General features: G+C 42.4%; 25 protein-coding genes. 19 read left to right on the forward strand and 6 right to left on the reverse strand.

Going from position 1 to position 25,619, the window contains the following annotated elements:
• Positions 1 to 135 precede the first annotated feature (135 nt).
• Positions 136 to 2,211: an ATP-dependent DNA helicase DinG gene (gene dinG, locus G5S32_RS04835; RefSeq protein ID WP_165310882.1), complete on the reverse strand. Its 2,076-nt coding sequence runs from the start codon at positions 2,209 to 2,211 to the stop codon at positions 136 to 138.
• Between the two features lie 509 nt (positions 2,212 to 2,720).
• Between dinG and G5S32_RS04840 the strand changes: the two genes are divergently transcribed.
• Positions 2,721 to 3,710: a porin gene (locus G5S32_RS04840; protein WP_165310884.1), complete on the forward strand. Its 990-nt coding sequence runs from the start codon at positions 2,721 to 2,723 to the stop codon at positions 3,708 to 3,710.
• A gap of 166 nt (positions 3,711 to 3,876) precedes the next feature.
• Positions 3,877 to 4,542 (forward strand): DUF2057 family protein, encoded by a 666-nt coding sequence (locus tag G5S32_RS04845; protein ID WP_165310886.1) that lies wholly within the window; start codon positions 3,877 to 3,879, stop codon positions 4,540 to 4,542.
• Positions 4,543 to 4,624: 82 nt separating this feature from the next.
• Here the strand turns inward: G5S32_RS04845 and G5S32_RS04850 are convergent, their stop codons facing one another.
• The 4 genes from G5S32_RS04850 to G5S32_RS04865 form a co-directional block, all read right to left on the reverse strand.
• Entirely contained in the window at positions 4,625 to 5,095 is a 471-nt protein-coding gene (locus tag G5S32_RS04850; protein WP_165310887.1) for a YchJ family metal-binding protein, read from the reverse strand.
• A gap of 64 nt (positions 5,096 to 5,159) precedes the next feature.
• Entirely contained in the window at positions 5,160 to 6,374 is a 1,215-nt protein-coding gene (locus tag G5S32_RS04855; RefSeq protein ID WP_165310889.1) for an EAL and HDOD domain-containing protein, read from the reverse strand.
• 100 nt (positions 6,375 to 6,474) lie between these two features.
• The gene (gene lpxH / locus G5S32_RS04860) at positions 6,475 to 7,203 is read right to left on the reverse strand and encodes a UDP-2,3-diacylglucosamine diphosphatase (protein WP_165310891.1); all 729 of its coding nucleotides are present in this window, start codon (positions 7,201 to 7,203) and stop codon (positions 6,475 to 6,477) included.
• A 52-nt stretch (positions 7,204 to 7,255) separates the two neighbouring features.
• Positions 7,256 to 7,750 carry a peptidylprolyl isomerase gene (locus G5S32_RS04865; protein WP_165310893.1) on the reverse strand — a complete coding sequence of 165 codons (495 nt, stop codon included), beginning with the start codon at positions 7,748 to 7,750 and terminating at the stop codon, positions 7,256 to 7,258.
• Positions 7,751 to 7,951: 201 nt separating this feature from the next.
• Here G5S32_RS04865 and cysS point away from each other — a divergent pair, with 201 nt between their 5' ends.
• The 16 genes from cysS to nadA all read left to right on the forward strand — a co-directional run bounded on the left by cysS (position 7,952) and on the right by nadA (position 22,168).
• Positions 7,952 to 9,334, forward strand: coding sequence for a cysteine--tRNA ligase (gene cysS / locus G5S32_RS04870; RefSeq protein WP_165310895.1), 1,383 nt, complete (start codon positions 7,952 to 7,954; stop codon positions 9,332 to 9,334).
• 69 nt (positions 9,335 to 9,403) lie between these two features.
• A complete protein-coding gene (gene ruvC, locus G5S32_RS04875; protein ID WP_165310897.1) occupies positions 9,404 to 9,925 on the forward strand; it encodes a crossover junction endodeoxyribonuclease RuvC in 522 nt (173 codons plus the stop codon).
• A gap of 124 nt (positions 9,926 to 10,049) precedes the next feature.
• Positions 10,050 to 10,667 (forward strand): Holliday junction branch migration protein RuvA, encoded by a 618-nt coding sequence (gene ruvA / locus G5S32_RS04880; protein ID WP_165310899.1) that lies wholly within the window; start codon positions 10,050 to 10,052, stop codon positions 10,665 to 10,667.
• Between the two features lie 71 nt (positions 10,668 to 10,738).
• Positions 10,739 to 11,743: a Holliday junction branch migration DNA helicase RuvB gene (gene ruvB, locus G5S32_RS04885; RefSeq protein ID WP_165310901.1), complete on the forward strand. Its 1,005-nt coding sequence runs from the start codon at positions 10,739 to 10,741 to the stop codon at positions 11,741 to 11,743.
• 460 nt (positions 11,744 to 12,203) lie between these two features.
• A complete protein-coding gene (cydA, locus tag G5S32_RS04890; protein ID WP_165310903.1) occupies positions 12,204 to 13,790 on the forward strand; it encodes a cytochrome ubiquinol oxidase subunit I in 1,587 nt (528 codons plus the stop codon).
• A gap of 15 nt (positions 13,791 to 13,805) precedes the next feature.
• Positions 13,806 to 14,942, forward strand: coding sequence for a cytochrome d ubiquinol oxidase subunit II (gene cydB, locus G5S32_RS04895; RefSeq protein ID WP_165310905.1), 1,137 nt, complete (start codon positions 13,806 to 13,808; stop codon positions 14,940 to 14,942).
• A gap of 12 nt (positions 14,943 to 14,954) precedes the next feature.
• A complete protein-coding gene (cydX, locus tag G5S32_RS04900; protein ID WP_165310907.1) occupies positions 14,955 to 15,062 on the forward strand; it encodes a cytochrome bd-I oxidase subunit CydX in 108 nt (35 codons plus the stop codon).
• Positions 15,055 to 15,360: a cyd operon protein YbgE gene (gene ybgE, locus G5S32_RS04905; RefSeq protein WP_165310909.1), complete on the forward strand. Its 306-nt coding sequence runs from the start codon at positions 15,055 to 15,057 to the stop codon at positions 15,358 to 15,360. The genes cydX and ybgE overlap by 8 nt, the downstream gene beginning before the upstream one ends.
• A 168-nt stretch (positions 15,361 to 15,528) precedes the next feature.
• Positions 15,529 to 15,936, forward strand: a complete 408-nt coding sequence (gene ybgC / locus G5S32_RS04910) for a tol-pal system-associated acyl-CoA thioesterase (protein ID WP_165310911.1) — start codon at positions 15,529 to 15,531, stop codon at positions 15,934 to 15,936.
• Positions 15,926 to 16,609, forward strand: coding sequence for a protein TolQ (gene tolQ / locus G5S32_RS04915; RefSeq protein WP_165310913.1), 684 nt, complete (start codon positions 15,926 to 15,928; stop codon positions 16,607 to 16,609). The genes ybgC and tolQ overlap by 11 nt, the downstream gene beginning before the upstream one ends.
• A gap of 3 nt (positions 16,610 to 16,612) precedes the next feature.
• On the forward strand, positions 16,613 to 17,056 hold the full coding sequence (gene tolR / locus G5S32_RS04920; RefSeq protein ID WP_165310915.1) for a protein TolR: 444 nt from the start codon (positions 16,613 to 16,615) through the stop codon (positions 17,054 to 17,056).
• Between the two features lie 14 nt (positions 17,057 to 17,070).
• Complete coding sequence (gene tolA / locus G5S32_RS04925) at positions 17,071 to 18,141, forward strand: cell envelope integrity protein TolA (protein ID WP_165310917.1); 1,071 nt, start codon at positions 17,071 to 17,073, stop codon at positions 18,139 to 18,141.
• Between the two features lie 62 nt (positions 18,142 to 18,203).
• Positions 18,204 to 19,508 (forward strand): Tol-Pal system beta propeller repeat protein TolB, encoded by a 1,305-nt coding sequence (tolB, locus tag G5S32_RS04930; protein WP_425509205.1) that lies wholly within the window; start codon positions 18,204 to 18,206, stop codon positions 19,506 to 19,508.
• Positions 19,509 to 19,534: 26 nt separating this feature from the next.
• Positions 19,535 to 20,080 (forward strand): peptidoglycan-associated lipoprotein Pal, encoded by a 546-nt coding sequence (pal, locus tag G5S32_RS04935; RefSeq protein WP_165310921.1) that lies wholly within the window; start codon positions 19,535 to 19,537, stop codon positions 20,078 to 20,080.
• Between the two features lie 16 nt (positions 20,081 to 20,096).
• Positions 20,097 to 20,885 carry a tol-pal system protein YbgF gene (gene ybgF, locus G5S32_RS04940; RefSeq protein ID WP_165310923.1) on the forward strand — a complete coding sequence of 263 codons (789 nt, stop codon included), beginning with the start codon at positions 20,097 to 20,099 and terminating at the stop codon, positions 20,883 to 20,885.
• Between the two features lie 221 nt (positions 20,886 to 21,106).
• Positions 21,107 to 22,168: a quinolinate synthase NadA gene (nadA, locus tag G5S32_RS04945; protein WP_165310925.1), complete on the forward strand. Its 1,062-nt coding sequence runs from the start codon at positions 21,107 to 21,109 to the stop codon at positions 22,166 to 22,168.
• Between the two features lie 53 nt (positions 22,169 to 22,221).
• Here nadA and G5S32_RS04950 read toward each other — a convergent pair whose 3' ends face one another.
• Positions 22,222 to 22,791, reverse strand: coding sequence for a UPF0149 family protein (locus tag G5S32_RS04950; RefSeq protein WP_165310927.1), 570 nt, complete (start codon positions 22,789 to 22,791; stop codon positions 22,222 to 22,224).
• Between the two features lie 191 nt (positions 22,792 to 22,982).
• Between G5S32_RS04950 and G5S32_RS04955 the strand changes: the two genes are divergently transcribed.
• Complete coding sequence (locus G5S32_RS04955; protein ID WP_165310929.1) at positions 22,983 to 25,400, forward strand: hybrid sensor histidine kinase/response regulator; 2,418 nt, start codon at positions 22,983 to 22,985, stop codon at positions 25,398 to 25,400.
• The last annotated feature ends 219 nt before the right edge of the window (positions 25,401 to 25,619 follow it).

Here is a 25,619-nt window from a genome sequence, read left to right on the forward strand (position 1 = left end):
CTCCTCCCCTTTTGAAGGGGAGGCAGGGTGGGGTTATTTCTACGGAACTTAATCAATATTGCAATTATCAATAAGTTCCGTCGGTTCAACCCCCTCTAACTCCCCCTCAACTGAGGGGGAGAACTATTCAGCAACCTAATATTCAATGGTTCGTTTGAATGGCGGCAGCGAATCTAACAGCGCCTTACCATATCGTTTAGATACCACTCTGCGATCAAGTATTACGACTCTACCAGAATCCTGTTCTTTACGCAGCAAACGACCCACGGATTGAATAAGCTTTTTGCTAGCTTCAGGTACTGATATTTGTAAAAACGGATTACCCCCCCGATGCTCAATGTACTCTGCGTGAGCTTGCTCAACCGGTGATGTTGGGACGGCAAAAGGTATCTTGGTGATAATGAGATTTTCTAATAAGTCTCCCGGCAAATCTAATCCCTCCGAAAAACTGCCAGTGCCAAATAACACGCTTGTTTTACCGCATTGCACCAGCATTTTATGTTTTTTTAGGATTTCACCGCGTGATTTTTCGCCTTGAACCTGAATCGACCAGCCCCTTGCTTTGAAGGTTGTTGATAGTGTTTCTGCCACTTCTTTCATCTGCCAATAGGATGCAAATAGCACGAGGTTGGCTTTATCTGCAACAAGATACTCTTTCACTTTGTCTGCCAGATAGGGTGTGAAATCCTTGGCTGGTGGTTCAAGTTTCATCGATGGAACCAACAGTTCGCCTTGCTCTATGTAATTAAAAGGTGAGGCGAGCGAAAGAAATTGCACTCCGTCATCAGACTTTTCGCTGATTCCTGCCTGTCTGCAAAAAAAGCTAAAAGAATTGAGCGCACGTAATGTAGCCGACACCAAAATAGCGCCAATACAACGGCTCCAAATCTGTTGATCGAGCTGCCAGCCAATCTCCAAAGGCGAAACGTTAACAGTAAAGTCACCTTCACGTTCAGTATGTGTTTGCAGCCAACGTGCTAATGGTGCACCTTTTTCACGCTTTGGCTCGGCCATCAAGTTCCAGACCTGATACAAATTTTCCAAACGTTGGATATAAAAACCTAGCTCGGTCAAGGCTGGTTCAGCCAAGCGAGGAGCAAGCTCACCTTCTTTCACTTTTTCTGCAATTAAGTCTGCAATTTTTGCGACACTTTGACTTGCCTTTTGGCTTTGGCGTTTCAAGTGTTTAGATTCCTCCTCAAGCCACTGAGGAAGCTCACCGTGTTCAAAGCGATATATGTTGTCCTCAAAAGAAGCTGGGTCAAACTGCTGTGGTAGCTTACTCAGCCCTGGAATCAATTCTTGAATAGCGGTTTGAGCTTCATCGACGAATCGGGAAGCTCTTTTAGCATCAGCTAGGTTGCTTAATTTAACTAATGAGCGATTGAGATTTTCTAACCAAGCAGCCGCTCCTTTTAAAGATGTGGTGGCAGAGGCATGATCCCTTGCTACATGTGGTAAATGATGTGCTTCATCGAAGATATAAATGGTATTTTCAGGTTCAGGAAGAATGACTCCGCCACCTAAGTCCGCATCAGCCATAACTAAGCTGTGGTTAGCGATAATCACATCTGCTTTGTCTAACTCTGAGCGGGCTTTCTGGAACGGGCAATCTCTATGAGCGGCAAAGCTACCATTACACGTGTGTTTATCGCTAACGATAGAGTTCCAGATGTCGTCCGTGATGGTGTTTGGCCAAGAATCTCTGTCGCCGTTCCATTTATTGGCATTTAAAGCTTTATGCATGTCTTCCAGCATTTCGATGTCAGCCGCTTTGGGCTTGCTTTCAAACATAGCGATTTGAGTGCCATCAATCCCTGAAGCTGCCGCCAACTTTTCAGAACAGCAATAACGCTGACGCCCTTTAGCAATAATAAAAGTAAAAGGTTGGTCGGTTATTCGTCTATATAGAGGGAGATCTTTATGAATCAGTTGTTCTTGCAGCGCCACTGTGGCCGTTGATATCACCACCTTACGATTATTGGATACCGCTACAGGGATCACTGCCATTAAATAGGCGAGTGATTTGCCAATGCCAGTCCCTGCTTCAGCCACCATCATTCGAGTCGACTTGTGATAATTTCCACACAATGTTTTTGCAATTTCTGCAACAAGAAAATTTTGCGCTCGACGAGGTACGAAATTGTCGAGCTGATGTTGCAGGTTTTGGTAACTACTGCGGATCGATTGTTGGATTTTTTTTGTAAGCATAATAGGCCTTGAGTGACGGGAGTCGCATGTTAGCACAAATTACAAATCCTACGTAGCTCACGAATTTACATCAATTAAGACGGAATGTAGATCTTGTTCACAAAAAAAAACTGAACCATCAGGGACTTAAAATTAATTTACTAAATAAAAAATATAAAACTTAACAATCTCAATATACTCTTTATTAAATTCCAATTTTTATCGCAAAATAATATGTAATTAGAATAATAAACTAAAAATGAGACAAGGATAACGTTTGTATTTTTGCGTGTATTCGATTGATATTTGCGCATAATTTGCGCATGTTGCGTTTTAATATTATGTTTTATAACGATTTTATTTATTTTTATGCGAGTGATTTAGAGTATTTGACACGCAGGATATTCTTTTGCAATCTAATCCGTGAAATTTAGTGGCGGTAGGAACTAACCGCAGAGTTGGTCACTATCATCAAAATAAAGGGAACCGGATAAGGATTTCCCACATTTAAGAAAAGGCAGTGGATTACTATGAAAAAGACTCTATTAGCATTAGCGGTTGCAACCGTATCTACTTCTGCACTTGCAGCAGGCAACATCTACGATGACGGTACTACTTCGTTCAACATTAAAGGTGAAATCGATACTTACCTAAGTTCTGCTGAGACAACATCGACTGCAGCTGGTGTAGCGACTAAAACTAGTTCTGATCCTGACATCGACCTATGGGCAAAAATCCAAGTCGATGTTAAACATAAGCTGAGCGACAGTGTAACTGCATTCGGTTCTTTTGAAATCGAAAACGGCAACGGTTTCGACAGCTGGTCAGGCGTTTTGGGTGCTGACGATCAAGCAATGAAGACTGACGACCTTTACGTTGGTTTTGGCATCGGTGAAAACTTCGGTATCGCTATGGGTGAAATCGGTGACTTCGGTGATTCACTAGACGCAATCACAATCGATAACACTAACGAAGGTATCGGTTACATGGATGACTTCGCAAAATCTCTTGAGTCTGCGGGTCATGCAGTTTCAGCGAAGTACACCACTGGTGGTCTTAAGCTAATTGCTGATACTTACCTAACTTCTAATGAAGATGAAGATATGGGCTACGGTGTATCTGCTCAGTACGCATTTAACGAAATGTTCACTCTAGGCGCGACTTACCAAGACCAAGGCAACCGCGGCTCTGAAATCATGGGTGTAGCAGCACGTATGAGCATCGCTAACTTCGGTGCAGCAGTGAACTACGTATTAGAAGACAAACTGTCTGGCACAGAGTACAATGTTGTTTCAGCTGCTCTAGATTACAAAATCGACAAAGCGCGTATTTACACTTCATTCGGCTTAGCTGATGGTGACAGCGACGAAGAAATCACTTACTTCACTGTAGGTGCAGACTACGCAGTTTCTAGCAACATCTCAGCGTTCGTTGAATACTCTGATGCTGAGAACAAAACAGACAGCGACAACAAAGAAGAAGGTAACGGTGCTGTAGCAGGTTTCTACTACACATTCTAATCACTTGATATCAGGTTGAATGTAGTTAAAAGGTCGCATTTATGCGGCCTTTTTGATTGTATAGCAAGTGGTAAGTGTTATATCCAAATTGGCTTAAATGGCATGGTGATATCAAGGCTGCGAGGTTATTTGGCTATAAAACTTAATGATAAAAAAGGGTTAAATGATGAAACGTACAATTTGGACTTCGATTTTAATGGCGTTATCTGCGCTAAGTTTGAGTTCCGCTCACGCGAATGCCGATGCGCTGACCACGGAACTGGATGCAGGCCAAGGAGTCGAGGTACTGTTTATTAATAGCCAAGATGCAAAGCAGATGGACAAACCATTTATGCTTGCAACGGGCACGAATCAAATCGTTTTGCGTATGAATACGATGTTAGGTCGAGGTGAAAAGCGTGGTAACTTCACTTCAGCGCCTTACATTCTAACCGTGAATGTCAATGGTGGCGAATTGGACATTGATGGTCCGCAACTGAATAATGCACTACAAGCCCAAAAACTGTTTGAGGAAGATAAGATTGATTGGAATATTAGCCTCAATGACAGCGATATAGACTATGAGCAAGTCAAAATGGTGGGGAAAAAGGGTGCGTTCCCTTATTCAAACCTTGACGAGCAACTTGCTATTTATAACGCAGCCAACGGTATTACTTTTGCGGGCGGTGCCATCGCACCTGTTGCCGATACAAGTCTCGGAAACGGTACGCAGCCAGCAACGAAGTCTGCTGGCCAAGATAGCCTAGACATGCAAAGAACAAAAATGCAGTATTTGAAATTGTCGTCAAACGAGCGTAAAGCCTTCCGTAAGTGGTTAGTTGACCAACAGTAATCGCACTGGTGGTGTTCAGGTGTATCTGCAACTTTACTCTTGTTCCCATGCTAGAGCATGGGAACGAAGTGGCAGCCCACTGCTATTGCCCACAACATTTTTTAAATTTCTTACCACTGTCACAGAAACAGGGATCGTTTCTGCCTAATTTGGTTGTGTCGTTTGGGGGTGGAAACTCACCATCAATATAGAACCACAGGTTGTCTTCTCGCACAAAGCGCGAGCGTTCTTCTAAGCATAGTTTCCTTCCCTGTTCTTCTAAATGTGCTTTGAAATGAACATAGCCTTCATTGGGTGTTGAGCCTTCATCACCCTTTATTACTTCCAAGTGAGTCCAATTACTAGCAACCGAATCTGCAATCGCTTCTCTGTCACTTTCTGCATGGCAAGACGGATGATAAGTTCTCACCACAAAATCCACTAGGCCAACTACATGGGCACTGTAGCGAGCTCGCATAAGTTGCTCTGGAGTATAAGCCAGATGATGGTCTTTATGGATAGGCTGACAGCATTCCGAATAAGGTATCGTATTACCGCAGTAACAATGGTTCATGATGTGATAGGTACAAAATTGGCCTCAAAGTGAGGCCAATTTTAGGGATATGGGCATAGAAAGTCTAGATATCGACTTGCAGTAGATCGGCGCTCCATTGTAGCGCCTCATCGTAACATTGGCTCAACACAGCATCATTAAGATTTAAGCTATCAGCTAATGTGGAAACCTGATCCCAAGCGGCGTGTTCATAGGCTTTTGATAGCGATAATATCTTGCCCAACGATCCTTCACCTTTAGTCAAAGCAGTTTTGACCGTTTCATCAATAGGAATAATATCTACAATAGTTTCTATTGATTGATCTAACAAGCAATCTAGTAGTGAGAACATCCCTGTAAGGAAGGCGAGATCCGAATCACCGCGTTGCCCACTTTTGCACCAGGCTAATTGACAAAAACGCGCTCGTTGAATGGAAAGCCCATATAGGTAATTAGGTTTGGAGCTGTCAGTTGATGCAATCGCCACCAGTGAAATAAACTGTCGCAAGCGTTGCTCACCCAAATACACTAATGCTTGTTTGAAAGATTGAATTTTAGAACTGACAATCGATGAAGCATTGACAAAAGTCAGAAGTTTATAGGAAAGTGAAAGGTCACGGGCGATCAAAGACTCTAGCTCTTTGTAGTCCATTTCTTCTTTTGCTATCTCTTTACACAACTGGACAATAGTTAAAAAAGTTGGCTGTAAGGCTTTACGTTGGATGACTTCAGGTCTGCTGAAGAAGTAGCCTTGGAACAGCTCAAACCCTGCCTTTTTGGCTTGCTCAAACTCTTCGTAACTTTCTACTTTTTCAGCCAAAAACTTAATTTTAGAGCCTTTGAGCTTACTAATGAATACGCTTGCTTTTGCAATAGGAACAATGCGTATATCAAATTTAATGTAGGAAACATAAGGCAAAAACGGTTGCCATTCTTTACTCGGTACAAAATCATCAAGCGCGATACTATAACCTTGCTTTGCTATCTTTTTTATTGCACCCAAAAGCTCTGCTGTAGGTTCGCAGTCTTCTAATACTTCAACAACTAAGCTGTCTGATGGAAAAAGAGTTGGAACAAGATTCACCAGACTTTGGTATGGAAAGTTTACAAAACCGATATGATTCCCAAGGGTCTGATAGTGAGTCGATAAGAAATGATCTGAAAGCAACATACTTGTTGCTTTATCAGGATCGATTTCAGGAAACGTATTCTTCGGACCGTCTCGGAATAACAGCTCGTAGCCAAAAGTTTTCCGGTCAGCATCCAATATAGGTTGTCTAGCGATATATGAGTACTTCAAGGATTCACCCTAACTCCATTTTTGGTGTGGTAATTATATCAATATAAAGTTTATTTTTTGCGTTAACGCTCAAATCCCTATGAGAGTGTGATCACCATTTTTATGATATAAATTTTTTGCATTGCAGTTGATAACCGTGCTTTGAATAAACAAGTATAGAACCTTGTGTATACCAATCTCCCAAAACAATGCGAGTTTTTTCATGGCCAGCAGTGGAGATTTTGTGGATGTTTGGGCGATGAGTATGGCCGTGAATCATGGTATCTACTTGGTGCTTATTCATGACAGCTAATACTTCGCTTGGTGTGACATCCATAATAGTCATTGACTTGTTACTTTTGTCGTTGCTGGTATCCGTTTGTATTTTTCGCACAATACGAGTCTTGATAAAAAATGGAAGACGGTTGAATACCCATTGTAGCCAAGGTTTATGAACTTTTTCTCTAAATGCTAAATAACGCAAGTCTTCAGTACACAAAGTGTCACCGTGTAAGACAACTGCTTTGTTACCGTATAAGTCAATGACATGCTCTTCATCTAGCAGAGTTACACCGGTTTGTTTAGCAAACTTTTTGCCTACGAGAAAATCACGGTTGCCGTGTGAGAAAAAAACTGGAACACCTTGATTAACCAGTGTCTTAAATTCGTTTTTTATCTGCTGAGCAAACTCTGTTGGATCATCGTCTCCAATCCAAAAGTCAAAAAGGTCACCCAAGACGTAGAGTGCATCAGCGTTAGTTGCGTCATCGCGCATGAAAGCAATAAAACAATCGGTGATATCTGGTCGCTTAGGAGTAAGGTGGAGATCTGAAATAAATAGTGTATGCATAAAATAGGTCGTTAAAACAGCGGAGCGTATTTCACGCTCCGCCAATTAAAGATTACTCTTCGATAGTTGTACCAGTGATAACAACATCTTCTAGTGGTACGTCTTGATGCATACGTTTAGAACCAGTGCTAACACCTTTAATTTTGTTTACTACATCCATGCCTTCAACCACTTCAGCAAAAACGCAGTAACCCCAACCATCTAGGCTTTCTGAGCGGAAATCCAAGAAAGTGTTGTTGTTCACGTTGATGAAGAATTGAGAACTTGCTGAATGTGGTTCCATAGTACGAGCCATAGCAAGAGTCCCGATTTTGTTGCTTAGGCCATTGTTTGCTTCGTTGCGGATTGGTGCACGAGTTTCTTTTTCACGTAGACCAGAAGTCATGCCGCCACCTTGGATCATGAAGCCATCAATAACACGGTGAAATAATGTGTTGTCGTAGAAACCATCACGGCAGTATTGTAAAAAGTTTGCGCTAGTTGCTGGCGCTTGCTCTGTATTCAGCTGAACTTTAATGTCACCAAAGTTTGTATGAAGGGTGATCATGTGCATTACCTTTGCTTGTTTTGTATGAATATCTAAAGCCTATGAGGTTAAATCTGGATGATTTTCAACCTCACCAAGCTAACAGATCCTAATCTTAGCCTAACTTTTTGCTCATTCAAAACATCAAATGGATGACCTAGTGATAACAGAGTTGTTATACTGCACAACTATTTTGGTTTTAACGGTAATTAGATAAAGATCATGCTGAAAATATATAACTCACTAACAAAACAGAAAGAGGAATTTAAACCCATTACTGCTGGTAAAGTCGGCATGTATGTCTGTGGAGTGACCATATATGATCTTTGTCATATCGGACATGGCCGTACATTCGTTTCGTTTGATGTGGTAGCTCGTTACCTTCGTTATTTAGGCTACGATCTTACGTTCGTACGTAACATTACCGATATCGATGACAAAATCATTAAGCGTGCATCGGAAAACCAAGAGTCATGTGACTCACTGACGGAGCGCTTGATTCAAGAAATGTATACTGACTTTGATGCGCTAAATATCAAACGTCCTGATGTTGAACCTCGCGCAACGGCTTACATTGAAGAAATCATCGAGTTGGTAGAGCGTTTAATTGAACGCGGCTTTGCTTATGTTGCTGATAATGGCGACGTTATGTTCGAGGTAAGCAAATACGATGAATACGGTAAGTTGTCCCGTCAGGATTTGGACCAGCTTCAAGCGGGTGCACGTGTTGATATCGAAACGGCAAAACGCAGTCCATTAGATTTCGTTCTTTGGAAAATGTCTAAGCCGGGCGAGCCAACATGGGAATCTCCATGGGGCCCTGGTCGCCCGGGTTGGCATATTGAATGTTCAGCAATGAACTCTTCTATCTTAGGTAATCATTTCGATATTCATGGTGGCGGTTCTGACCTTATGTTCCCACACCATGAAAACGAAATTGCACAGTCTTGTTGTGCGCACGGCACTCAATACGTCAATACCTGGATGCACAGCGGTATGGTGATGGTCGATAGAGAGAAAATGTCTAAATCGCTAGGTAACTTCTTTACCATCCGTGATGTATTGAACCACTACGACCAAGAAACAGTGCGTTACTTCTTGATGTCTGGACATTACCGTAGTCAGCTTAACTACAGTGAAGAGAACTTAAACCAATCTCGAGCTTCTCTTGAACGTTTATATACCGCACTTCGTGGTTTAGATATGAATGCGGCAGCTGCAGGTGGGGAAGAGTACTTAACGCGCTTCACAGCTGCGATGAACGACGATTTCAATACGCCTGAAGCATACTCTGTATTGTTTGATATGGCTCGTGAAGTGAATCGCCTTAAAAACGAAGACATAGCGAATGCAAGTGCACTAGGTGCATTGATGCGTGAGCTTGCAGATGTCATTGGAATTTTGTACCAAGACCCGGAGGTTTTCCTAAAAGGTGGTCAGGGTAATGATGATGAAGCGGCTGAGATTGAAGCTCTAATAAAACTGCGTAACGATTCACGTGCTGCGAAAGATTGGGCAAATGCGGATTTGGCTCGTGACAAGTTGAATGAAATGGGTATCGTCTTAGAAGATGGTCCAGCCGGAACCACTTGGCGTCGTAAGTAATTCGTTAGAGGAAAGTGGGCGTAAGCCCACTTTCATTTTGTGTTCATAAATCATTATAAATGGCACTGAATGTCGATTATTTTAGGGATAGACCCCGGCTCTCGTATCACGGGCTATGGAGTGATCAAACAACAAGGCAGGCACCTCTATTATTTAGGCAGTGGCTGTATTCGTACTTCAGAGAAAGATCTTCCTACGCGCCTAAAGCAAATTTATGCGGGTGTTACAGAAATTATTACGCAGTTTCAACCGGACGTATTTGCTATTGAGCAGGTGTTCATGGCAAAAAATGCCGATTCTGCTCTTAAGCTTGGGCAAGCGAGGGGAAGTGCTATCGTCGCTGCGGTGAATGCTGATCTTCCTGTTTACGAGTATGCCGCAAGATTAATCAAACAAGCAGTGGTTGGTACTGGTGGTGCGGATAAAACCCAAGTTCAACATATGGTCCAACAAATGTTAAAGCTCCCTGCCAAGCCACAAGCGGATGCTGCCGATGCGTTAGGGGTAGCCATTTGTCATGCTAATACCAACAAAACACTGGTTGCTTTAGCTGGTCAGGCAACCAGTGCAAGAAAAGGACGGTATCGATAGCCTTACAGCCTACCTTGCACCAAAGAAACGGTGAGAATATCCCTACCTATGTTTTACTGGCTATATATCCAGTTATTTATTATCATCTTTTCCATTGCAAATTTCCCAACCAAAGGAATCTCAAGTGATTGGACGTCTTCGTGGCACTCTTATAGAAAAGCAACCACCTGAACTTCTCATCGAAGTAGGCGGTATCGGTTATGAAGTACAAATGCCAATGAGTTGCTTCTATGAACTGCCAAACATTGGAGAAGAAGCCATTATTTATACTCACTTCGTTGTTCGAGAAGATGCTCAGTTGCTCTATGGTTTTAATACCGTTAGCGAGCGAGCTCTGTTCCGTGAAGTGATTAAAGCCAACGGTGTTGGGCCTAAAATGGGACTGGGGATTTTATCGGGTATGACGGCTTCTCAGTTTGTTTCTTGTGTCGAAAGAGAAGATATTTCAACGCTGGTTAAACTTCCAGGTGTAGGTAAGAAGACGGCTGAACGTTTAGTGGTTGAAATGAAAGACCGTTTGAAAGGTTGGGGAACTGGCGATTTATTTACACCTGCAACTGATGCCGCACCGATAGATTCTCGACCAAACAGCCAAGAACAAGGTGCAGAAGAGGAAGCTGTAAGTGCGCTGCTCTCATTAGGTTATAAAGCACCTCAAGCAGCTAAAGTGGTTTCTCAAGTGGCTAAACCAGGAATGACCAGTGAGCAACTTATTCGTGAAGCGCTTAAATCGATGGTTTAATGTGTACGGCCTAGTGGAATATACTACCGCTACAATAGAAATGACGAAGAGCAGACGTTAGGAAAGTAAATATGATTGAAGCTGATCGCCTCATTGCTCCAATGAATCCTTCATTTAAAGATGAAGAGGTGATTGATCGTGCGATTCGTCCTAAAAAATTGGCCGATTATCAAGGTCAGGATCACGTTCGTGATCAAATGGATATTTTTATCAAAGCTGCGCAGCTTAGAAATGAAGCTCTCGACCATTTACTGATATTTGGTCCTCCGGGGCTAGGTAAAACAACATTAGCCAATATTGTTGCTAATGAGATGGAAGTAAATATCCGTACCACGTCAGGGCCAGTATTAGAGAAGGCGGGCGATTTAGCAGCATTGCTTACCAATTTAGAAGAGAACGATGTGCTCTTCATTGATGAGATTCATCGTCTCAGTCCAATGGTTGAAGAAGTTCTTTATCCAGCAATGGAAGATTACCAACTGGATATTATGATTGGTGAAGGCCCTGCGGCTCGTTCCATAAAAATAGACCTTCCACCATTTACTCTTATTGGGGCGACGACTCGAGCTGGGTCATTAACATCACCATTAAGGGATCGTTTCGGTATTGTCCAACGGCTCGAATATTACAAAATTGCAGATTTACAACACATAGTTCAACGCAGTGCAAATTGCTTAGGTTTGTCCATGGATAGCGAAGGAGCTTTAGAGATCGCTCGGCGCGCGCGCGGTACACCTCGTATTGCAAACCGATTGTTACGTCGAGTACGAGACTATGCAGAAGTAAAAGGCAACGGGCATATTTGTGATGAAACTGCAGATAAAGCGTTGAATATGCTGGATGTTGATAATCAGGGCTTTGACTATATGGACAGAAAGCTTCTTCTAGCCATCATGGAAAAGTTTTCTGGTGGCCCCGTTGGTTTAGACAACCTTGCAGCGGCTATCGGTGAAGAAAAAGATACTATCGAAGACGTGATAGAACCGTATCTAATTCAGCAGGGATATCTACAAAGGACGCCTCGTGGTCGTATTGCCACTGACCGTGCATATCTTCATTTTGGTTTGGAAAAATAAAGTTACAATTGTGGGTGGTTAAAATACAAACACAAGCTTTGTGACTAATATCACATTTTAAAAATCTTAAAGTTTTATAAAGAGTTATCAAAATTTGCAATCTTGTTAACTCTTTGTGTTTAAAAATACACCTCACCCAATAAGTTTTACCTGTCGGTAACAATAAACTTCGTGTTTTGTTGATCCTAATCATTTTGTTGTCATTTCGACTAAAATTCACGCAACTAATTTGATTTAAATCAAGGCGGTTTTGTCTGATAAATCTTTTGAAACGTAGGTTTTTTCTCAGTAGTATTAGCTCAAGCTATATTAGCTGATACTTAACAATTAACTAACCACAAAAGTACATAATTGCAACAACTTACCGTTAAATGGCAACATATAGGAGTTACCATTAACAGGTGTTGTGGTTGTTGTAATATGTCATAAGGTGTCATTCAGCCGGCACAAAGGAGTTACTATGATTGACGTAGTTGATCTGTCGCGGTTGCAGTTCGCACTGACAGCGATGTATCACTTCTTGTTCGTTCCATTGACTCTCGGTATGGCGTTTTTACTTGCCATTATGGAGTCTCTATATGTAATGACTGACAAGCAGATCTACAAGGACATGACTAAGTTCTGGGGTAAGCTTTTCGGTATCAACTTCGCATTAGGTGTAGCAACAGGCCTAACCATGGAATTCCAGTTTGGTACTAACTGGTCTTATTACTCTCACTATGTAGGTGACATTTTTGGTGCACCTCTTGCGATTGAAGCCTTAGTAGCCTTTTTCCTAGAATCTACTTTTGTTGGTCTTTTCTTCTTCGGATGGGACCGATTGACTAAGCGTCAGCACTTAGCTGTTACGTGGTTAGTAGCACTAGGTTCAAACTTCTCTGCACTTTGGATCTTGATCGCTAATGGCTGGATGCAAAACCCTGTGGGTGCTGAATTCAACTTTGAAACCATGCGTATGGAAATGGTGAGCTTTGCTGAAGTTGTATTTAACCCTGTTGCACAGGTTAAGTTTGTTCACACAGTTGCTTCTGGTTATACAACAGGTGCAATGTTCATTCTTGGTATCAGTTCATACTACCTATTAAAAGGACGTGACGTTGCATTTGCTCGTCGTTCCTTTGCTATCGCTTCATCATTTGGTATGGCAGCTATTTTGTCTGTAATCGTACTCGGCGACGAATCTGGTTATGAAGTAGGCGAAGTGCAAAAAGTGAAACTGGCAGCTATTGAAGCAGAATGGCACACAGAGCCAGCTCCGGCGGCATTCACGATGTTTGGCCTTCCAAACCAAGAAACCATGCATACGGATTACGCGGTAAAAATCCCATACGTAATGGGTATTATTGCAACACGTTCACTTGATACTGAAGTAAAAGGTTTACACGATCTTCGTGATGAGCACGTTGACCGCATTCGTAACGGTATGTACGCCTATGAGCTTTTAGAAAAACTTCGTGCTGGTGATAAATCATCAGAAAACATGACTGCATTTGATGAAGTGAAAAATGATCTAGGCTATGGCTTACTGCTTAAGCGTTACACTGACAAGGTAACTGACGCAACTGAAGAGCAAATTCAAGCAGCGGCAGATGACTCAATCCCAACAGTTTGGCCTCTATTCTGGTCATTCCGTGTGATGGTGGGTGTCGGTTTTATCATGCTGTTTGTATTTGGTATGGCATTCCTACAAACGTGTCGTCAAAAGATTGAACAAAAACCTTGGGTTCTTAAAGCCGCGCTATTTAGTATTCCTCTACCTTGGATTGCAATCGAAGCGGGTTGGTTTGTGGCTGAATACGGTCGTCAACCGTGGGCTGTTGGTGAGATTTTACCAACTAACGTCGCAGCTTCTGCACTAAGTGCTGGTGAAATTTGGACCTCTTTGTTCGCTATCATTGCGTTGTACACAGTATTCCTGATTGCTGAAGTCTATCTAATGGTGAAATTTGCTCGTAAAGGTCCTAGTAGTCTGAAAACTGGTCGTTACCATTTTGAGCAAGACGCTAACTCTGTTGAAGACAAAGTTAGTCGCCAAGTAGAAGCATAAGCAAGGAGAGAAAACATGTTTGATTATGAAATCTTGCGACTAATCTGGTGGGTACTTATTGGCGTATTGCTGGTTGGTTTCGCAATTACAGATGGCTTTGACATGGGCGTTGGTGCGCTAGTCCCAGTTATCGGCAAAAGTGACAATGAACGTCGTGTAATGATTAACTCTATCGCACCTCACTGGGATGGTAACCAAGTATGGTTGATCACAGCTGGTGGTGCGTTATTTGCGGCTTGGCCTTTGGTATACGCGACTTCGTTTTCTGGTTTCTACCTAGCGATGATCGTGACTTTAGCTGCACTTTGGTTACGTCCACTTGGTCTTGATTACCGTTCAAAAATCGAAGAACCAAAATGGCGTAATGCTTGGGACATCTGTATTTCAATCAGTGGTTTTGTTCCACCAATCATTTTTGGTGTGGCGTTTGGTAACTTACTACAAGGTGTACCATTCCAACTGAATGAGTTCTTGATGCCAACTTACCATGGTTCATTCTTTGGTCTACTAAACCCGTTTGCGCTTCTTTGTGGTCTAGTAAGCTTGTTTATGATCCTTCTACAAGGTGCGTCTTGGCTACAAATGAAGACGACAGATGCTGTTCATGCTCGTGCACGTAGCGTTGCTCAGCTAATGGGCCTTCTAACAACTGTTGCATTTATTGCTGCGGGTTTCTGGGTTCAGGGTATTGAAGGCTACGTTATTGCTGGTGGTATTGATGGCAATGCGGTATCTAATCCACTAAACAAAGAAGTCGTTCGCGAAGTCGGTGCTTGGATGCATAACTTTGAGCAATATCCTTTGATGTGGGCAGCGCCTGTTCTTGGTGTGGTAATGCCATTGCTTGCTGCGCTAGCTTCTCGTTTTGAGAAAGGTGGCTTCGCATTCTTGGCGTCAAGCCTAGGTAATGCGGGTGTTATCTTTACTGCTGGCTTAGCAATGTTTCCATTCATTATGCCATCTAGTTTAGATCCTAAGAGTAGCCTAACGATGTGGGATTCTACTTCAAGTGAACTGACTCTAAATCTAATGACGGGTGTTGCATTCGTGATGGTACCAATCATTCTGGCTTACACTTCATGGACTTACTACAAGATGTTCGGTCGTCTTGATAACAAGTTTATTGAAGAAAACAAGAACTCACTTTACTAAGGAGCAAAAATTATGTGGTACTTTGCATGGATTTTAGGCGTATTACTCGCTTGTGCATTCGGCATCATTAACGCTCTTTGGTTAGAGCACACTGAAATGATGGATAAAGATAGTGACTAACTTGTCGACTCAGGTTGCCAAGTTCCACTCTCCAATGGATAAAGCCTTATTTAAGGCTTTATCTTTAATTCTGGGTTTCTACCATCTGATTTCTATTATGTGGAACCCGGAATCTTACGCTGACAGTATTGGTGGTTTTAACACCATCGTATCTCCATTGATCATTTGGGCAATGTGTTCGAGCATGATATTTGGCGTAGGGTTTAAACCGCGTTTTTGGGTGTGGCAGCTATTGTTTAGCCCTTACATTTCACTTCCAATACTGCTGATTTTTACTGGGATCAGACTTCTCGCTTAAGTAATTGAAATTGCAGTTGGTGAAGAATTAAACGAATTGGCGCTTTCTCTTTGAGGTAGCGCTAATTTTTTTGACACTCTGTTACGAAATACCTCATTCCCCCTTGTACTATCGACAAAGAGTTGCGTTATAGTAAAACCTCATTCGGTAAATCAAATAATCCAAATTATGAAAGCGTTTCATTGGCCAATCACCATTTACTACGAAGACACAGATGCAGGTGGTGTCGTTTATCATTCGAACTACCTCAAATTTTTTGAAAGAGCTCGTACTGAAATGTTGCGCTCAATAGGCGTATCCCAGCAGGTGTTATTGGAACAACGTATTGGATTTGTTGTCAGACATGCCGATATCGATTTTATTCAAGGCGCTCGATTGGACGACAAACTGAATGTTGTTACGAGTATTTTAGAATTAAAGAAAGCATCGATAATATTCTGTCAGGAGCTCGTCAATCCTGATAACAAGGTGTTGTGTAAAGCGATAGTTAAGGTAGCATGTATCGACAATGAGAAGATGAGACCTAAGGCCATGCCTCAATTAATTATTTCGGAGTTAACTAACAGTGCACGCTGATATTTCAATTCTTGACTTATTTCTTCAAGCCAGCTTGCTCGTAAAACTGGTGATGCTGATCCTTCTGGGAATGTCGATTGTTTCATGGGCGATGATCATTAAGCGCTATAAAGTATTGTCGCAAGCAACGAGAGATGCAGAAGCGTTCGAAGATAGATTCTGGTCAGGAACCGATTTAGCCGTTCTCTACCAAGATGTGAAGAAACGCAAAGATGAGATTATGGGTACAGAAGAGATCTTCTATTCAGGTTTCACTGAGTTTGCTCGCTTACGCAAAACCAATGCTGATTCACCAGCTTTCGTGATGGAAGGAACTGGCCGAGCTATGCGTGTATCTGTGGCTCGTGAAGTCGAAGATTTAGAGGCCAACTTACCTTTTCTCGCTACCGTAGGCTCAATTAGTCCATATATCGGCTTGTTTGGTACTGTATGGGGTATTATGCATGCGTTTATCGCTCTAGGAGCGGTAAAGCAAGCAACATTGGCGATGGTTGCCCCAGGTATTGCGGAAGCATTGGTTGCCACAGCAATGGGTCTTTTTGCCGCGATTCCAGCAGTAATGGCATATAACCGTTTAAGCAATAGCGTGAGTAAGTTAGAGCACTCTTACGCAACGTTTTCTGAAGAATTCCATAGCATTTTACATCGTCAAGCGATGGCGGGTAGGGAATAATCAATGGCCGGTTATCAGCCTAAAAAACGTAAACTTACTGCAGAAATAAACGTTGTACCTTACATCGACGTTATGTTGGTGTTGTTGATCATCTTTATGGTGACATCGCCGTTTGTGACACAAGGCGTAGATGTAGAGCTCCCTAAAACGTCAACCGCAAAATCTATGTCTGATATGGCGGGTGATAGTGATGCAAGCTTTATTATTGTTGAAATAGATAAAGAAGGTAACTTAGGGTTAAGTGTAAACGATGAAGAAGTTCAGCGAGGTTTGTCGCTACAAGACATTATCGTGCGAGTGAAAGCGGAGCTATCAATAAAGCCAAATTCTCCAGTTGCGGTAGGCGGTGATGCTGCAACGCCATACGCGGAGGTGGTACTTGTGTTAGATGAGTTAAGCCGAGCTGGTATACCAAAAGTTGGGTTATTAACGGATATCAAGGAATAGGCTTAACATCGTTCATGAAAGACCATAAGTCGAAAAAGAGTTCATACAGCAAGCCGATAGTGATATCTGTCGGTCTTCATGCAATGTTGCTTGCAGCATTGCTTTGGGGATCTGACTTTACTATGTCCAAACCTGAGCCTACTGGCCAAATGGTACAAGCAGTAGTTATTGATCCTAATTTGGTGAAGCAACAAGCGGATAAAATTCGAAGCCAGCGCGAAGCTGCATCTAAAAAAGAACAAGAGCGTTTGGATAAGCTGCGTCGAGAAAGTGAACAGCTAGAGAAGAATCGTAAAGCTGAAGAAGAGCGTATTCGTACGCTTAAAGAGCAGCAAGTAAAAGAAGCTAAGGCTGCACGAGATGCAGAAAAGCGTCGTCAAGAGCAAGAAGAGCAACAAAAAGTCGCGGCAGAAAAGGCACGTATAGCGAAAGAGCAAGCTGCGAAGGCAGAAGCTGAGCGCAAAAGCAAAGAAGAAGCTGTAAAGAAAGCAGAAGCTGAACGTGTAGCAAAAGAAGCTGCCGTTGCGAAAGCCGAACAAGAAAGAGTCGCGAGAGAGAAGGCAGCTCAAGAAGCTCAAGAAAAAGCGCGCAAAGAGCGTGAAGCCGCAGAAAAGGCTGAACAAGATAGAATAGCAAAAGAAAAAGCGGCGAAAGAAGCTGCTGAAAAAGCAAGACAAGAAAAAGAACGTTTAGAAAAATTGGAACGTGAACGTAAAGAGCAAGAAAAAGCGCTAAACAGCATATTTTCAGGCTTAGAAACAGAAGTAGAAGCAAACTCTTCTGCACGTTCTCAATACGTTTCTGACGAATCCGTGCGTTGGGGAGCGATTTACACTCAGTTAATTCAACAAAATTTGTTAATAGAAGACAGCTATAAAGGCAAAGAGTGTAAAGTAAACCTTAGATTGATCCCGACAGGTACTGGTGCCATTGTAGGTGATGTTTCTGTTTTAGGCGGGGATTCACGTTTATGCTCAGCAACAAAACGTGCTATTGCGCAAGTAAGCACTTTCCCTTTGCCGAAAGATGAGCCGGACGTTGTTGCTAAGCTAAAAAATATTAATTTAACCGTAGTACCAGAGTAAAAGGATACAGGCTTGTGTTAAAGCGATTGATTATAGGATGTATACTTGTGTGTGCAAGTAGCATGCAATATGCGAATGCAGTATTGGAGCTGATCATTACTGACGGCATTAACTCTGCTCGCCCAATTGCCATTGTTCCGTTCAAATGGGAAGGTTCAGCCCCGTTACCACAAGATGTTTCGGCGGTTATTTCATCTGACCTACAAAGAAGTGGGAAATTCAGCCCAATTCCTACAAGCAAAATGCCGCAAACACCGTACACTGAAGCACAAGTTAAATTTGATGCTTGGACAGGTGTTGGGGTTGATGCTTTACTTACAGGCAGCATTACGCAAAATGCCGAAGGTAATTATGTAATTAATTACCAACTGGTTGATGTGGTTCGTGGACAACTCACGCAAGGACAAAGTAAATCTCTAAGCTCTGATGGTCAATTAGTCCTATCTAAGGATCATGTGTTGTTTAGCAAAGTAGCGACTGTTCCAGCGAAGCGACTACGAGAATACGCGCATCGGATTTCCGATTTAGTCTACGAACAGCTAACCGGAGAAAAAGGTGCGTTTTTGACGCGTATTGCCTATGTGGTCGTCAATGATAAAGATGCTTACCCATATCAACTACGTGTTGCTGATTACGACGGTTATAACGAAAGATTAGTTCTTCGATCCAAACAACCATTAATGTCACCTTCTTGGTCACCCGATGGTAAAACACTAGCTTATGTTAGTTTCCAAAATGGTCAGGCAGAAATATTTCTGATGAACATTTATACTGGAACAAGAGATAAGATTACGTCATTCCCTCGTCATAATGGAGCACCAAAATTTTCTCCTGACGGCAAACAGTTGGCGTTAGTACTATCTAAAACAGGTAGCTTGCAGGTATATACTTTGGATTTGGCTACTCGTAAATTAAGCCAAATAACGAGCGGTCGCTCAAATAACACGGAGCCATTCTGGCATCCTGATGGTAAATCGCTCATATTTACATCGGACCGGGGTGGTCAACCACAGATATATCAAGTAAATTTATCAGACCGTGCAACAACGCGTTTGACTTGGCAGGGCAGCCAGAATTTAGGTGGTCAAATTACACCAGACGGTCGATTCCTAATCATGGTGAATCGCTCGAACTCTGGATTTAATTTGGCAAAACAAGATTTGGAAACAGGTTCAGTACAAGTTCTTACAAAAACTTTGCTTGATGAGTCTCCAAGTATTGCGCCAAATGGTGGTATGGTTATATACAGTTCCATCTACGATAAGGCCAACGTGTTGTCGATGGTCTCAATAGACGGAAGATTTAAAGCTAGATTACCGGCAACCAATGGGCGCGTACGAGCTCCTGCCTGGTCACCGTTTTTATAGCAAAATACAAAATAAAGGAAAATAAGATGCAACTTAATAAAGTTCTCAAAGGGCTACTAATTGCGCTACCTGTTCTTGCAGTGACAGCTTGTAGTTCAAGCGATGAAGCAGCAAACAACGCTGGTTCAGAAACAACAACTAACCAAACTACTGCAGGTACAGCTGAGCAAGTTGATACTACTGTTGTTTCTCCTGTAGAAGAAACTAGCCAACTTTCTGAGCAAGAGCTTAAAGAGCAGGCTCTACGCGAAACTTCTACAATTTACTTCGCATTTGACAATGCAACAATTGCTGGCGATTACGAAGATATGCTTGCAGCTCACGCAGCATACCTAAGCAAAACTCCAAGCTTGAAAGTAACTATTGAAGGCCATGCCGATGAGCGCGGTACTCCTGAGTACAACATCGCACTAGGTGAGCGCCGTGCACAAGCGGTAGAAAAGTACCTACAAGCTCTTGGCGTTCAAGCTGACCAAATCTCTATCGTTAGCTACGGCGAAGAAAAACCTCTTGAACTAGGTCAATCTGAAGAAGTATATGCTAAGAACCGCCGTGCAGTTCTAGTATACTAATTCTAGGAAGAACCTCATGTTCAGTAACTTAAAGCGCGTGATCACGCTTACGTTACTGGCAAGTGCAGCGAACAACTCGTTCGCTGCACCAGCTCCAGTATCTGATCTCAGTAACAGTTCAAGTTCATCTCGTCAAACCCAAACATCTTCAGTGAGTTCTGCTACCTCAGAATCTGAAGTTCAACGATTAGAGCGCCTATTAGAAAATCGGGCTCGTTTGCAAGTTCAGATGCAACAACAGCTTGATACTATGGCTCTCGAAATTAATGAGTTGCGTGGGCAAATCGAAAAAAACAACTACGATATGCAACAAATGCTGCAACGGCAAAGAGAATTGTTTGTCGAGCTTGACCGCGTTCGTGGTGAAATGAAAAAACCTGTCGTTGCTGTAGCCGCTTCAAATGAAGAGGATGTACCACAAGGTACATTTAGCAGTGATGCAGATGAGCAAGCGGCCTATCAAAATGCCGTAGACCTGATTTTAAAGAAACGTGACTACGCTGGAGCGATAGCCGCTTTTCAACAATTCCAAAAAGATTACCCAAACTCGAATTTTGCGCCGAATGCACATTATTGGTTAGGACAGCTTTACTTTGCTAAGAAGCAAGACCAAGAAGCAGTAACCAGTTTTGCTGCGGTGGTTTCCTACAAGGATTCTAACAAGCGTGCGGATGCATTGGTGAAGTTAGGTGACATTGCTAAGAGAAATAATAATGCAGCACAGGCAAAAAAATACTATCAGCAAGTGGTTGATGAGTACCCGACCAGTGCTTCTGCGAAAGTCGCAAGTGAAAATCTGAAGTAGAATGAGAGGTTGCCAAAAGGCAGCCTCTTTTTTAGGTATCTATTTCCGGTTTCTACCCTACGCTCAACGTTTGATGCCTAATCATCGGTGCTTATCTGCTCATATTTTTATCCAGAATGATATAAGCGTCAGAATCACCTAGCATGGGAATCATTTTTGCCTATCTAATCTATGTCGGTGTACAATGCCCGAATTATAGGAAGTTGCATAGAGCATGAGCAATGAGCCATATTTTAGATAAAATTGACACGGTTTACCCATTCCCTCCAAAACCGATTCCGTTATCGGCACAAGAGAAGCAAACCTACCTTGCGAGCATTAAGCAACTGCTAAAAGAGAAAGATGCAGTACTGATTGCACACTATTACACGGATCCGGAAATTCAAGCTCTGGCAGAAGAGACTGGCGGTTTTGTTGGTGATTCACTGGAAATGGCCAAATTCGGTAACCGTCACTCGGCAAGCACTTTGATTATCGCTGGTGTCCGTTTTATGGGAGAGTCCGCGAAGATACTGACGCCTGAAAAACGTATTTTGATGCCAACTTTAGATGCAGAGTGTTCGCTCGATCTTGGTTGCCCTGCGGATAAGTTTTCTGAGTTTTGCGATGCGCACCCTGATCACACTGTGGTTGTCTATGCCAATACTTCAGCCGCTGTTAAAGCACGAGCTGATTGGGTAGTTACCTCAAGTATCGCTTTAGAAATTGTTGAACAGCTTGAATCTGAAGATAAGAAGATCATTTGGGGACCAGATCGCCATCTTGGTTCTTACATTGCTCAGAAAACAGGTGCAGATATGCTGCTTTGGCAAGGTGAGTGTGTTGTACACGATGAATTTTCAGCAGATGCGCTGAAAAAGATGAAAAGTCTACACCCAGAGGCGGCAGTTCTTGTTCATCCTGAATCTCCTTCAAGTGTTGTAGAGCTTGCTGATGCTGTTGGTTCAACGAGTCAGTTAATCAAAGCTGCCAAACAATTACCGCAACAGAAAATGATTGTTGCAACGGATAAGGGGATCTTCTTTAAGATGCAGCAGTTAGTGCCTGAAAAGGAACTGATTGAAGCACCAACTGCCGGAGCGGGTGCGACTTGTCGCAGCTGCGCTCATTGCCCTTGGATGGCAATGAATGGCTTGAAGGCGATTGAGAAAGCATTGAAAGATGGTGGTAGTGAACACGAGATTTTTGTTGATGAGGAGCTACGTGTGAAATCACTTATTCCACTAAACCGTATGTTGGATTTTGCAGAGAAGCTAAATATTAAAGTAAAAGGCAACGCTTAAACCCAACTATTTGTATTCAAAAAGCCAGCAGATGCTGGCTTTTTTCTATGAGATTATTGCTCTTCAGCGAGAGCTACGCCACGTTGGGTTAGGCCACATAGCATCACAGGAATAGCGGTATAGATTTCTTCAAATTGATCTAAACCTTCCATACCTTGTTCATTTAACGTGGTAAGTGCGGTTTCAGGATCGTAAAGCATACTTAGGGATAAAAGTACCCCACCAAGCAGAGCGTTGTCTTGGCTTTCCTCGGGCATCAATACTTCCCAATCATCGCGTGCAAGTTGCCAGCCTTGAAGAACACCTTCACAAAAATCACGTACTGAATAGTTAACGATTTCTTCATCATCTAGGTCATAGCCTTCAGGCCAAACCCATGTGCCTTCAAGAAATGATGACCGATATTGATTCCACATGTCGATAATGAGTTGGATGTATGTTTCGAGCTGTTCACCATCGCTAAACGGTGCAACTTCTTCACCACCCCAAAGAAAAGGTAGCCACTCTTGTGGAGGGAGAATATTTGGAGCAGATGCCATTGCAGCAACAAAACCACGCGACTTAGCTTCATTAAGCAACTTGTCTTCAAACTCAGGTAGGGTAAGAATATCGTGTAAGGTCAAAATAAGGTTCCATACTTTACTGCGAAAAATTGGCGCTATCTTACCCTTAACCGCCAACGGATGCGAGTTTGCTTTAGAAGCAACGGATTAGTAAACAAAAGCTAGTTTGAAGTATTATTTGCAATCCTGAGCGAGTCATTTTCAGTATAATTTCGCTATACTGTTACAAAAGGATAATTTTTCAAAGGCTTATGGAAATACGTTCATCATTAAAGCGCAAAAGTATTTTAGCTCTCATCGTGTATTTGTGCTTTTTCCTGGCCACAATAGGCTCTCTGACATACTTGGCTGTTGATTCCCCTTTTAGGAAGGAGCTGAAGCAGTACTTGGACGTACGTGCTGAGCTTCTTTCATCCCAAGTTTTGGACCCTCTCAACCGCTCTGTTGGGGTTCTTCAAAGTATCGTCAGTATCGCTCAGGCATCGGAAAATCAACAAGAAGCTTCTCGTATGCTGCGATCTATCTTTTCAACGGTTGATGATATCGTCATCAGCGGCGGCATATGGCCGAAGCCATTCAGCGTCGATTCTAATATTAAGTACAGTGGCTTGTTTTTTAACCGAGCTTTAGATGGTCAAATCGATCAGCTTCATTCTTGGAATAATCCAGAAGCTGGGGGGTATGACAGTGAAGTTTGGTACGTGTCGGGCATGGAAGAACCCAGTGGTAGCGTATTTTGGTCCCCTGTTTATGTGGACTCATTCACTCAAATACAGATGATAACAGTGACATCACCGTATTATGTAAATGGTGAGTTCGCTGGTGTCGTTACTGTCGACCTTTCACTACAAAGTTTAACGGCGTTAATTTCCCGACATGCTGAGCGATACGATCTTGGTGTCTCACTTAGAGATTCTTATGGCTCAACCATCACTGAACATAACTTTCGTTTGCGTGATGGTGCGTATGTTAGCAAATATACGTTCGGTGATTTTGACTGGAAGCTCGATGTCGTTAACTCTCGTCGGCTAGTCGATGAAGATGTGTTTGATTTAGTCATGAGTGTAGAGAAGGGCATTATCCCGTTCTTACTCTTCTGCTTGATGTTTGGTTATTACCTACTCAGTCGCTATTTAATTAACCCTATTGCGTTGATCGCACAGAAGGTCGAAGAGTCAAAGGAGGGAGGAATCATTGAGATTCCTTACCGTAGCCACGATGAAATCCGCTATTTGATTGATACTTTCAATCAGAAAACTGTTTATTTGGAAGCAGAGAAAGTTAAGGCGCAAGCCTCGACGAAATCGAAAAGTATATTTCTTGCCACATTGTCACATGAAATTCGCACGCCAATGAATGGGGTCTTGGGGATGGCTCAGATTCTTCTGCGTGGAGATCTCAAGCCACAGCAGCGTAAGCAGTTAAAAAGCCTTTATGAGTCAGGCGAGCATATGATGGCATTGCTGAATGAAATGCTCGACTTCTCTAAGTTTGAGCAAGGACATATGGAACTTGATTACAGTAAGTTCCCACTTGAATTCATTATAGGAAGTGTGACCAGTGTTTACTCTTCATTGTGTCATGAGAAGGGGCTGCAGTTTAAAGTCTATTCTGAAGTGCCAGCAAACCGCTGGTATTTTTCTGATAAGGCAAGAATCCGTCAGATATTGTTTAATTTGTTGAACAACGCAGTGAAGTTTACTTCTCGCGGTTTGGTTGAAGTATTTTTCAGCGAAGTGAAGCTCGATGGACAGCTCTATCTGAGTATCCGAGTCCGTGATACCGGTATAGGAATAGAACAGGCGGCGCAGGAAAAAATATTCCGGCCATTTGAACAAGCCGAATCGTCTACGACTCGTCGGTTTGGTGGTACAGGCCTTGGTTTGGCCATAGTGAAACAGATCGCTGAACTTATGGACGGGACGGTATCCGTTAATAGTCAGTTGGATATTGGCACTAGTTTCCAAGTGAACTTAAAAATCGATGTTTGCGATCCAGAAACCCATGAAAACAATCCAGCTCGCCATTTAAGCTATTCAGGACTAAAAGTACTAATAGTTGAAGATAACCGTACCAATACAATGATCATAGAGACTTTTATGAAGAATAAAGGTTTTGAGTGTGAATGTGTTGAAAATGGTGATTTGGCAATACAAGCCGTCGCCAATGGGCAATTTGACCTTGTTCTGATGGATAACCACATGCCTGTAAAAGATGGAGTGGAGGCTATCCAGGCAATACGACATCTTGAAAGCTGTCAATCTAAAGTATTGATCCTCGGATGTACGGCAGATGTATTCAAAGAGACAAGGGAAGGTCTAATGAATGCTGGCGCAGATGCTATTGTTGCAAAACCTATCAACGAAATCGAACTGGATGATGCACTCTATAGTCACATTAACAAACTCTATCAATACCATTCCAAGATGCCAAAATTAGACTTTAGTGGTGCCACAGAAGAGATGTTAGTCAAATTCTATATCGCAATAGAAAATAAAGCATTGGGTGAGGCGTTGGACATCATTGAGATACTAGAAAATTCTTTGGCGCTACCTGATGAGAGTCAGTTAGCCTCAGCGCTAAAAACAGTGAAGTCTCATTTAGAAGGTGGGGAATTACCGCCGAAATCTGCCATCGATTTATTAACCGTATTACTGTCTGATTATTAGATTAGTTGGGCTTTTATCATGGCTTCCTCCTAAATCTTCAAAGCATAGAAGAATCATTTGTTATAACTGTGTGAAATAAGAGAGAGATGCTACTTTGCATTTCTTTTGTGGTTGTTTATTCATTAACTTGTTCCAAATACGAGATCAAAAACTATATAAGTTGTGTTCTAATGGCGCCATTATCTACCAGATCTTTTAGTGGTGGTGATATGTGTTATA

Source organism: Vibrio ziniensis, from assembly GCF_011064285.1.
GTDB classification, from domain to species: domain Bacteria; phylum Pseudomonadota; class Gammaproteobacteria; order Enterobacterales; family Vibrionaceae; genus Vibrio; species Vibrio ziniensis.